The organism is Bacillus cereus group sp. BfR-BA-01382, from assembly GCF_022663475.1.
In the GTDB taxonomy this organism is placed as follows: Bacteria; Bacillota; Bacilli; order Bacillales; family Bacillaceae_G; genus Bacillus_A; species Bacillus_A thuringiensis_S.
The window spans coordinates 1-11,313 of record NZ_JAKUFQ010000139.1 but is presented as its reverse complement, the minus strand read 5'-3'; the positions used below and the strand labels follow the sequence as shown (position 1 = coordinate 11,313).

Genomic DNA, 11,313 nt, shown 5'->3' with positions numbered 1-11,313 from the left:
CATCGCTATCAAGCTAACAAATAAAAATCCCCCCAAAATAAAAAAACGATATTCTTTCTATCTAAAGTGTAGAAGGATTATCGTTTTTTTACTTTTATAAATGTAAAAAACTTTTGACATTTAGGGTTGATTTATATAAAATGAAAATGTAAAAAGTTTTTGACAAAATTAGAGGTGATGTTCATAAAAATGGAGAACATAATTCGGATTTTACGTAAAGAGCAAAAGCTTTCCCAAGAAGATTTAGCTAAATTATGTCATGTTTCAAGACAAACGATTAATGCGATTGAGAATAACAAATATGATCCTACATTGGAACTTGCTTTTAATTTAGCTGAATCCCTTGGTGTAACAGTTGATCAATTATTTATTAAATCTAGATAAGGAGAAGAAACAAATGAAAAATGGAATTAATATCTTATTTACTTGTTTATACATTGTGATTATGGGTTTACTTGCTTTTGAATGGTATGAGAAGCAACAGCTCTCTATAACTTCGTTATTTGTAGCAACAATCATTTTGCAATCATTATTTATGAAGAGAATTTTAAAAGGTAAAAAAGAGAGTGAGAATTTTATTGATGAAATGTTTTTACATATCAGACAGAAAAGCTTATCAATTTGTTGTTTTGTAATGTATGTATTAACTTTAGGTACTTTATTTTTATCAGAAGGAACATGGAATTTTAACCATATGCATAATAAACCGTTAATCTTTCTGGTTTTCTTATATCCTATCGTTTACCAAATAAGTCATATATTCGTTTCAAGAAACAACTCTTAGTAGACTATTTAAAAGTGGAAAAAAACGCTATTCTTTCTATAGAATCATAGGAAAGGATGGCTTTTTTTATGTCTGTTTCTGTGTCTAACGAATTACAACTATTTGCTCAAGAGATTCAAAGTTTTTTATCTCCAAATACCTTACGGGATCTTGCTAGAGATGTTGGTTTTGTACAACGGACCAGTAAGTACCAAGCAAAAAATTTAGTCGCTTTATGTGTGTGGCTGAGCCAAAATGTAGCTATGACTTCTTTAACTCAGTTATCTAGCTGTTTAGAAGCATCAACAGGAGTAATCATCAGTCCTGAGGGACTGAATCAACGATTTAATAAGGCAGCCGTCCAACTTTTACAACATCTACTAGCCGAACTACTAAGCAAAAAATTGGCCGCATCTATGCCGATTTCTTCTCCATACACTTCTGTTTTTAAGCGTGTTCGTATTTTAGATTCAACTGCATTTCAACTCCCGGATGTATTTTCATCGGTTTATCCAGGTGCAGGAGGATGCAGCCATACAGCTGGGATAAAAATTCAACTTGAGTATGATTTGTTAAGTGGACAGTTCCTACATATTCATACAGGTCCAGGTAAACAACATGATCGCACTTACGGCTCTCTGTGTGTCTCAACTGTGACAGCGAATGATTTATGTATCCGAGATTTAGGTTATTTTCATTTAAAAGACCTTCAATATATACAAGATAAAGAAGCCTACTATATCTCTCGTATCAAGTCGAATACACGTATTTATCAAAAAAATCCTAACCCTGATTATTTTCAAGACGGAAGAATTAAGAAAGGTACAGAGTATATACAGATAGATATGGAGACGTTAATGAACTCCCTTCACCCAGGACGAACATGTGAAATAGCTGATGCTTATGTAGGAATGATTGATAAAGTGCCAGCTCGTGTAATTGTTCATCGATTAACAAAACAACAGCAACAAAAACGATTACAAGATCAAGCTGTAAGAGAAAAAAAGAAAGGAATGAAGTATTCTCCTCGTAGTAAACGACTCAGTGGTATCAATGTATATATGACAAACACCCCTACAGACATTGTCCCGATGGGACAGGTACATGACTGGTATTCTTTGCGTTGGCAAATCGAAATTTTATTTAAAACGTGGAAGTCATTCTTTCAAATCCATCATTGTAAAAAGATAAAACCAGAACGATTGGAGTGCCATTTATATGGTCAATTAATTGCCATTCTACTCTGTTCTTCTATCATGTTTCAAATGCGCCAATTGCTCCTCATGAAGAAAAAACGAGAGCTTAGTGAGTATAAAGCCATATATATGATTAAAGACTATTTTCTTCTTCTATTCCAAACTATACAAAAAAACACCTAAGAGCTATCAAAGGTGTTACTTCGCCTGTTCAATCTCCTACAGCAAAACGGGCGGAAATCTCATTGATATGAGAAAAAAACGGTCTTTGATATATTAGGTGTCGTTTACAATTGTACCATGTCTAATAATCAAGCGGCTTAATTCAAAAAAATGAAACCCGTTAGGGTTTATTTCGTATGCAAATCTTTAAATTCCCTACATGTATCCTCTAGAATAAAAGAAATAACCTCTACTATAAGTGACGTTGTATGGGCTTAGCTTGATAGCGATGTGGCGATACCCCTATTTGTAGGAATATTTATTGGCATTGAAGGAATTTCTTTATTTATAACTATATTAGGGATGTTAATAATGGTATTTTATATTGACGTGAAAAAATTAATCATTAATGAATTTAAAATAAAAAGAAGACCGAACTAGAAAAAATCTAGTTCGGTCTTCTTTTTATTTGTTTTCTTTGAAAACTTAATTAAGGTTTCTTAATTATTACTTGTTCGCCATCCTTCATAATGTCCTGTCCATGAATTTTTACTTACTTCAGTTGCTCCTTTTAAATACCAAGTCACTCCATTCCACTCTTTTACAGCGGGTATTTCATTTTTTGATTTGTAACCAGGAAAGTCTTGTTTTTCAAGTTTTTTAACAAAACCTTTTTTATTATCAATTTTTAATTTTGTACTTGTATCAGTAGGTGTCTCCGCAAATACTCCTCCAGCACCAGATAACATAATTCCAGTTGCTAATGTTCCAATTATTACTTTCTTAAACATGAAAAATACCCCTTTTTTGGAATGAATATTACATAAATAACAATAACATATTATTTGTATTTTCTAACATTTGGATTTGTTTATAAATATTTAACTTAATATTAAAAACATTAGAATTAATATAAAAAGATTTGAAAATAATTAGTTCTATTAGTAGTGAATTTCAAGTTAATGATTGGAATGAAATAAAAATTCTAGTAGTAAAAAAGCATTGTGGGAATTAAACAAAAGGTTGTTAAAACAATTAAAGTGTTAGTTAACAAAGCTAATGGTAGAGCCAGAATTAAATAATTTTAAAAAACTTTGTGTTATGTTGGTAGGCATATATAGTGACCAAAAATAGCATAACAAAAGCCCTGATGCAATCAAAATCAGGGCTTTTGTTGCTTACAAATGCACTTTCTAGTGCTGCTTATTCCAGAATTGAACGTATCTATGCAGGGCTTCAACGCTTTTCAATCCCAAAAACGCTTTAATTTCAATAGGTTTCATGCCATTCTGTAGCGCATTTAATATAAAGCGGTTCCTTAGCATAGTAGGCGTTATATGGATTTCAGCGCGTTTCGCTTCTTTCTGTAACATGCGTTGTACAGCGATTCGAGTTAAAGCGGCGGGTTGATCGTTTTCATAGTCCCAGCGGAACGTTTGCGGGCCGAAATCAAAAGCCACAAAAAAGGGATCGCCCGTTTGTGGGCGCGGTCTTACAAGGGTAGGAATCTTGTTGTAATAAGATAAGGCAAGTTTTACATGCTCTTTTGAAAGGGTAATAGGTCGTTTGTGGGCGTGTAACCCTCCTGGGGTAATCGTATTTGTCCCAAATTGTACATCATGCATAGAAAGCGTGAGTATGTCCTGGATGGATAGTCCGTAATCTAACATGAAATGAATCAATAACAGGTTACGTTCTAGAATAAACGTTCTTCCTGACGCCTGATAGTCGGTTAATCCGTTATAATTACGCATGACGCGGAATAGCTTTTTTATTTCTTGATCCGATGCAAAATGTTTAGAAGTTAGTCCAGGAGGCGAGACATCACTTTTTAAATCCTGGGCCGCGCCATGAAATTGTAAAAAGTTAATCAGAATACCTCGTACACGCTTGATATTAGAGATTGACGCTCCACGTTCCTTTTTAAGAGCTTTTAAGTATCTTTCTAATATATTTGCATCAAAAGAATGAAAAAACGATTCTGGAGTTAATTTGACGTACTTCTGAATCCATGATGTAAAAAGGGTGAGATCGTAGCGGTATTGTTTAACGGTGGAAGATTTACGGCCATGTTTTAGCAGATCAGCAAGGAAAACATCAACGGAAAGTGCCCAAGTCATGTTTATATACTCCTTTGTCCTAAAAATTGTGTACCGCAATTATATACGAAAACCATACAAACAAGCAATAGGGGATTCTAGGTCGAGGTGTTTTCTGTGGGCTTGTGGGATTCCAGGGCCAGGACATTGCGGGGCTATGCGGAGACATATGGGCCTGGCTAGACAGGCCGTGGAGTTGTGATATAGGTGGATATATAGATGGATTGGAATGAGTGGTAGGCGAATGATGGGCCGATGTTGAAGGAGGACGATATGCGAGGATTGGGAATGGCCGCCGCCCCGCCTACGTAGTTTTATGAAAATCTGCCTGGCAACGGAATCTGATTCATAGCTGAATCAAGATACCCTTACCAGGAGAGCTTCAAGGTAAATCTAAGTTTCTAAATATTCCGCGGAACCTAGTTCTATCAATGAGTTTAAGATAAGAATAAGTTCAGAATAACCTAAGTATGTTGTCGCAACTAATTCTGTATATTTATCTCATATTATTCTGAATTAATTCTGAGGTTATTCTCTTTACTGAAATGCTTATAATGAACAGAAATGATTGTTTGTTTTTAGAGTGCTGTACTATATATTTATGGTAAAAATCACGAATATTAGTATTTATACTGTCTACAGATATTCGGTGTTCCGTAGATTTGTATATTAAATGACAAGAAGAGTTCTATTTTGGTATTTAGTTTGATCTGGGGGTTTATGTTTAAAAATCTAGAAAAATATAGTTCCCAATATGGGATACTTTTTATAATAAATCTTGTTTTAAAAAAAATTAAAATGATTAAATATATTAGGATTTATTTTTGCTCAATAAGCCTTACTCCCACAAGGGATTAGAAAATTCTTCTTATTTAATTACTGATTTAAGAGCAGGTTCAATTCGAGTATAAATTCATAGCGGATTTGTTGTGAAAAACACTTTTAATTTATAAAATTTTAATAGATTGGTATTATGTTCAATCTATTAAAATAAATAATGGCATGACAAAAAGCCTTGTTAGGGATGGATTTTTTGAACAAGGCTATAAAACAATTATTTTTTTGTGAAAAATACGATTTAAGCGTTTGGATCAAGCATCTTTTTGAATAAATCGAACGGGATTGTACTCTTATTTGATTTTCTCAATCCTATATTTCTTATGTTTTCTTTCGCTTGTTGCTGTCTACGCTTCCTATTTGCAGTTAACTGTTTTGTATAGATTGTTACGAAATGTGCAGGCGTACTTTCTTGTGATTTGTTTATCTCAAAAAACTGTACACAATCCTCAAAAGTCTTTCTTGTTTCCCAATCTACGTCTGGCGGCATACGTAATGCGATTGTATAAGCATCTTTTTCAGTAATATTTGTATCTTTACTTATGATATACATATACAGTTTCTTTTGATCTTCGCTCATAAACTCATCCATTTCGCGGAAGCGTAGTTCTAACTTTTCACCCGAATCAGGGGCATTTATTGGCTGTTTTTCTTCTACTTCTTCATTTGTAGGAGCAACAGCATCCAATATATCTATTCCCTGGCATGTAGGCACAGTTGGTTTTTCGGCTTGTTCTGTAGATTTCTCCTGTTTTTTACTTAGTTTTTTAGATAGAAACTTTGTGAATGTAGAAAAAATATCAATGGAAAACGCCCATTTTTGCTTAAAATATTCAATGATTTTTAAATAATTGGTATTGAGGCTTAATATGTAAATAGATGGTGCAATCTTACCATGACGTCTTGTTTTGATTTGATGGCATACTTCAAGGTCCTCTAACCAATTCAGAATAAAGTTGATGATCGGCACAGAAATACCCGATTTTTCACTGATTTGATTTTGTCTCATTTGAGAGTAGCCTTCTTGTACTAGGTAAGATAAAACAACTTCTAATGCCTTATAGCGGCGTGGTGTTTGTACGAAGAAATCTTTAGTGGTTTTACCTTCTGTATCTAAAAGAATTGTATCGATAGCCTTAATTACTTTTTGTACTGTTTTATTGATAGCACCTTGAGGAACATGAACCAGGTGTGGGCTTAATTCTCGTTTTGCTGTACTTAGCAAAAAGTTATTGAGTAGCATAAAAAAACCTCCTATTTTTCCCACCTAAAATAAACAGAAAAATGCTGGAAAAACAGAGGTTCTATATTCACATTACATATACAATATGGTATAATTTCAGTATCAAGTATGATACTAAAAAAAATCATATAAATTTTTTATGTGAATGAACCCTGTTAGGGAGCTTTTATCTGGTGTCGTCGCCAAACTTCAGCCAGATAAAAGCTCGAGGTGGGTTTATTTTTTTTGTTGTTATATTTGTATTGTAAAACGTTCCTCGCAAAATATCAATAAAAGATGAATAAAACCTATTCGAAATTCCAACATAAATTTTCAGAATTTTCAGTATTTATTTTTTCAACCGTGTTGACAAAGATTCGTAATATTCTAAAATAAAAAACATGAAGATATGTTAAAATTTTGTAAAGGGCTAATAGGGTTTAGTGAGGAGGAATTGTCACTATGAACGAGTTCATTACAAAAGAAACTACAATGAAACATCTTATGGATGAAATATCACAAAAAATAAATGAAAAATATACATTACGTAAAATAGCCAAATTATCGGGAGTAAGTAGAGAAAAGATAACTAGGGCAATTGAATGTAAAAACAAATATGAAATGAAATTAGACAGCTTTTTAAAAGTGGTTAGTATCTTATATGACAATTTAGAGGTAAGACGTCAAAAAATTAATACCTTTATACTCTTAATAAAAAGTCCTTTGAACATTAGGAAAGCCTTTTGTTATTCGCATGTTTCTGGAGATTATGAGATTATAGATGTATTAATAAAAAAACATATTAATACGGATAGTGTGAGTCAGTACCTATTAATTTATGATTTATTTAATCGAAGAAATAAAAATGAAATTAAGGGGCAAAAAATAGTTGATGAAATTAAAAATTTGAAACTTTCTTCTAATGCAGAGTGTCAAGCGTTATCAAATTTGCTTTATACTGTGGCTATGTATGATGAGGACGAATCAAATGCAGTTGCTCCCTTCGCAAAAGACGCTGAAAAATTTATAAAAGACATTAAACAGACATATATAAAAGATCATTTATATATGCAATATAAAGAGAGGCTTGCTTATATATATTTGTTGAGTGACAAAATTGACAAATGTAGAGAAGTTTGTGAATCAATCTTAAAATCAGACTTAGAAATTCCGATGATTAAGGCTGTTGCAAAAGGTTGTTTGGGAGAGAGTTACATATATGAGGACCCTTTGAAGGCAGAAATGCACATGGAATCAGCTTTGGAGCTTCTTGATAATATCCATGTCCCTAGAAAATCTCAAAAATATTTTGCTTTTAAAACAACATTGGCACATCTTTATATTGAAAATAATTTTAATCTTCATAAGATTGATTTTGATTATATTCATATTGGCGAACACGCTCATTATGAATGTTTACATGGAGATCGAGAAAAAGGGCTTGCAATGTATAAAAATTTGGAACAAAATGGATTTAGTGCACATCAATTATATTCTTATTCAAAAGTAATTGGAGACATACAAGGTTTAAAAGAGGCATTAATATCTTTTGAAAGATCTGGAAACTTGTTTTATGCTAGAGGTGTGAAACAAGCGCTATTGAAAAGCGAGGTGAATTTAGTTGACTAAATATTTAATGTGCATGTTACTTATCTTAGGGATTTCAGTAACTTCCTTACATAACGAACCTGTTCAAAAGTTTGCTAAGGTTCAAGATAATCCCTCTTTAACTACATCTTATATGATGGTAGACCCTGGGACTGGTTGAGTGTAAATTTAAAAAACTGAATTTTGAAATGATTAGACGCTACTTATTGTAGCGTCTTTCGTACTTTTTAGGGGGTGGTGCGATTTTTGATTCTATAAAAAAAATACACCACCTTGACACTGATTCTTAAATTATAAGAAAAGGACGTGGCATTGTCATGGAATTAAATATTCGTTGGTTAGAGCAAAACATTAAGAATAATTGTTGTACAACTGATGTATATACTATTTTCAACCTATATATGGACTTAATTCAAATATGTAAACAAGAAAGTACAGGGGAAAATATAGAAAAGACAGGTTAATTTAAACGTACTTACTTTAACTAAACTCATTTGATCTTTTTTTGAGATTTAAATTCATTCATATAGGCAATCAATTTTTTCTCTAATTCAGCTCTATGCTCATCTGGAACGCTTATGTATGTTTCAAATAGGTTTTTAGATAAGCGCGAGATAAGCTTTAATGTATCTTCATCCCTAACGGCCGCTTCTGGATTCAATAAATCATTTATACTTACTTTATAGTATGAAGCTATATTATTGAGCGTGGAAATGTCAGGCTCTCTGAATCCATTTTCCCAACCAGCATAGGTACTATAGGGAGTATTTAATTCTTCTGCGATTTTCTTGCGACTTAGTCCTTTTAATGATCTTAGTCTTTTTAAGTTTTCTTCAAGTGGTTTTAGTACATCTTTTTTTTCTAATTTTTTTATCATATCTAGTTTTTGATTTTGTATTTCTATAGAATCTGATGAAATTATTTGTGTATTAACTAATTCATCAATAAGAAGGTCATAGTAAATAGAAAACTTTTTTAAAGATAGCAAATCTGGTTCCCTTAAATCATTTTCCCAATTGTTATAAGCATAATAAGAGATATCAATTCTGGAAGCTAGCTCTTTTTGAGTTAGCTTTTGTGAGTTTCTGAGATATTTAAGGTTTTGTCCTAGAAATGTATTGGTCATAATTAAACTCCTTTGCATGGATTTTAAAATAAAATTGCGTTTTTGAATAAAAATTATTCATTTTGTGTTTACTTTCGGCTTTAAGCCGAATACAATGTAATTAAGGGAAGGGAGGGTGAAAAAATGCTAGCGTCACATGAAAACAAAACCGTTGTACGAGAATACAGGGAATCCAAAGGTTTAAGTATTAAGGAAGTTTCCAAAGGCGCTAAAATTCCGATCGGCACATTATATGATGTTGAAATTGGAAGAAGGAGTCTGAAAGACAATAAAGCTAAAAAAATAGCTGATTTCCTTGAAGTTCCGATCGAGAAACTTTTCAGACCAACATATTATCGTGCAATACCCATCACAGAATGAATAAACCTTATGTTATTGATTACATCTATCTAAGTGTATTGTAAATGAAATTCGGCTAAAAGACGAAATAATTATGACTAAAGTATATTGTTCTATATTTAGAAAGATAAAATTCTAAATATTCTGTTCTTTGAAAACTGAATAATCCTAAAGGAGCTGTAAAAAATGGTTTTGAAACGATCGTATCAAACACTACTACTCTTTACGAGTGTACTTTTATTCATTATGAGCTTCTTGATTCCACTGAATCAAGCCAGTGCGGAGGTAATCAAACGAGAAAGGTATCAGATGGATTGGGCCTATAGTCCGCAGTATGGGAAAGATGTTCGTACAGAGCTTTTAAAGAACGCGAGTGGTCAAATCGCGTATTGTCTGGTATATGGTTTAAAATCCCCGAATGGAGAGGATTTACCAGAAGCAGGCAAAACAGATGATGTATCCTATCGCGTCTTAATGAATGGGTACCCACAGAAAACACCAGAAAGTTTAGGTGTTTCTAATTGGAAAGAAGCCCATTACGCAACCCAATTAGCTCTTTGGAATGCGCTTGGCCAGATTTCCGTTGATGAATTACAGTTCAAAAATGCGGCTGTTGAAAAAGCGGCAAAGAACATCATTCATACGGCAAATCAAAGCCAGGATACACAAGATGTTTGGATGAATGTCATTCCAACGGATAAACAAGAAGCCCAATTAAACGGTGAATATTTCGAAACAACAACATATAAAGTTCAAACAAATGCGAAAAAAGGTACATTTCAAGTACAAATGAACAATGCGCCACAAGGCACACGTATTGTCACAGAACAAGGTGAAGTGAAAGAAACATTCCAACTAGGAGAAAAGTTCCGTATTCAAGTACCAAAATCCTCTAAGAGTAGTGAACTATCTCTAAAAGTCGTTTCAAATCTAACGAATGTTCATGCAATCGTATATAAAGGAACAAGTACGATTCAAGATGCAACTGTATTATTAGAGCGCAGTACAGAACAAGTAAGCACAGACTTACAAGTATTCTGGAAAGCAAATGGCGCCTTAAAAGTGATGAAAGTGGATGAAAGCAAAAAGCCACTACCAGGCGCAGTATTTGAAATCGCAAACAGCAATCAACAAGTTATGGGAACGATTACAGCTGACAAAAACGGTATCGCTGAAATGGGTAATTTAGAACTTGGCACATACACTGTAAAAGAAGTGAAAGCGCCTATTGGATATGTGCTAGATGCTACGCCAAAGCCTTTTGAAGTAAAAACAGGTGAAGTTGCTGTTGTTGAAATGAAAAATGTACAAATCAAAGGCAATATTGAAATTAAAAAAGTAAGTGATACAGGCAAGATTCTCCCAGGTGTTGAATTTACAGTATTTACGCCAGAAGGAAAGGCAGTTACAAAAGTAACTACAAATCAAGAAGGGATTGCGAAAGTAAATTCTCTTCCGTTTGGAAAGTATTACTTCCAGGAAACGAAAGGATTAGAAGGTTACTTATTAAATCAAACAAAGTATCCATTTGAAGTAAAAGAGCATAATCAAACACTTACATTCGAAGTGAAAAACGATCAAGTAAAAGGGAATGTACAGCTTGTAAAAGTAGATGAAGATGGGAAAACAAAATTAGAAGGTGCTGTTTTTATCTTAGTCGATGAAAAAGGCAAGAAAATCAGTGAGCATAAGACAGACAAAAACGGGTTAATCAAAATTGATAATATCCCATTTGGAAAGTATCAATTCATTGAAAAAACATCACCAGCGGGCTATGTGCTGGTAAAAGACCCGATTCCGTTTAGCGTTACTGAAAACGGAAAAACAATTGAGCTAGTTGCAAAGAATACAAAGATTAAAGGCTCAATTGAAATTACAAAAGTAGACGTAGCGGATGGAAATAACAAGCTACCAGGTGCAGAGTTTGCAATCTATAACGAGCAAGGCCAGGAAGTCGTGAA

General features: G+C 33.2%; 10 protein-coding genes and 1 pseudogene. 7 read left to right on the top strand and 4 right to left on the bottom strand.

Annotated features, from left to right (window positions below):
• Positions 1-189 precede the first annotated feature (189 nt).
• The 3 genes and pseudogenes from MR160_RS30780 to MR160_RS30770 all read left to right on the top strand — a co-directional run bounded on the left by MR160_RS30780 (position 190) and on the right by MR160_RS30770 (position 2,283).
• Positions 190-384 carry a helix-turn-helix transcriptional regulator gene (locus MR160_RS30780; RefSeq protein ID WP_016128585.1) on the top strand — a complete coding sequence of 65 codons (195 nt, stop codon included), beginning with the start codon at positions 190-192 and terminating at the stop codon, positions 382-384.
• A gap of 13 nt (positions 385-397) precedes the next feature.
• Positions 398-784 (top strand): hypothetical protein, encoded by a 387-nt coding sequence (locus tag MR160_RS30775; RefSeq protein WP_002165485.1) that lies wholly within the window; start codon positions 398-400, stop codon positions 782-784.
• A gap of 68 nt (positions 785-852) precedes the next feature.
• Positions 853-2,283, top strand: a pseudogene (locus MR160_RS30770) (IS4 family transposase).
• Between the two features lie 338 nt (positions 2,284-2,621).
• Here MR160_RS30770 and MR160_RS30760 read toward each other — a convergent pair.
• From MR160_RS30760 to MR160_RS30750, 3 genes are all read right to left on the bottom strand, one after another.
• The gene (locus MR160_RS30760) at positions 2,622-2,912 is read right to left on the bottom strand and encodes an LCI fold-containing protein (RefSeq protein WP_242298981.1); all 291 of its coding nucleotides are present in this window, start codon (positions 2,910-2,912) and stop codon (positions 2,622-2,624) included.
• Between the two features lie 402 nt (positions 2,913-3,314).
• Positions 3,315-4,241 (bottom strand): tyrosine-type recombinase/integrase, encoded by a 927-nt coding sequence (locus MR160_RS30755; protein WP_242298980.1) that lies wholly within the window; start codon positions 4,239-4,241, stop codon positions 3,315-3,317.
• Positions 4,242-5,298: 1,057 nt separating this feature from the next.
• Positions 5,299-6,300 carry a Replicase RepFR55 gene (locus MR160_RS30750; RefSeq protein WP_242298979.1) on the bottom strand — a complete coding sequence of 334 codons (1,002 nt, stop codon included), beginning with the start codon at positions 6,298-6,300 and terminating at the stop codon, positions 5,299-5,301.
• 441 nt (positions 6,301-6,741) lie between these two features.
• On the opposite strand from MR160_RS30750, the gene MR160_RS30745 reads away from it, so the two are divergent.
• The gene (locus tag MR160_RS30745; protein ID WP_242298978.1) at positions 6,742-7,908 is read left to right on the top strand and encodes an AimR family lysis-lysogeny pheromone receptor; all 1,167 of its coding nucleotides are present in this window, start codon (positions 6,742-6,744) and stop codon (positions 7,906-7,908) included.
• On the top strand, positions 7,901-8,047 hold the full coding sequence (locus MR160_RS30740; protein ID WP_000170515.1) for a hypothetical protein: 147 nt from the start codon (positions 7,901-7,903) through the stop codon (positions 8,045-8,047). Before MR160_RS30745 ends, MR160_RS30740 begins: the two co-directional genes overlap by 8 nt.
• A 330-nt stretch (positions 8,048-8,377) precedes the next feature.
• Here MR160_RS30740 and MR160_RS30735 read toward each other — a convergent pair whose 3' ends face one another.
• Complete coding sequence (locus MR160_RS30735; RefSeq protein WP_000185548.1) at positions 8,378-9,013, bottom strand: helix-turn-helix domain-containing protein; 636 nt, start codon at positions 9,011-9,013, stop codon at positions 8,378-8,380.
• Between the two features lie 123 nt (positions 9,014-9,136).
• Here MR160_RS30735 and MR160_RS30730 point away from each other — a divergent pair, with 123 nt between their 5' ends.
• Positions 9,137-9,373, top strand: a complete 237-nt coding sequence (locus tag MR160_RS30730) for a helix-turn-helix domain-containing protein (protein ID WP_000881199.1) — start codon at positions 9,137-9,139, stop codon at positions 9,371-9,373.
• Between the two features lie 165 nt (positions 9,374-9,538).
• On the top strand, positions 9,539-11,313 hold a 1,775-nt coding region (locus MR160_RS30725; protein ID WP_242298977.1), incomplete at its 3' end, for a SpaA isopeptide-forming pilin-related protein.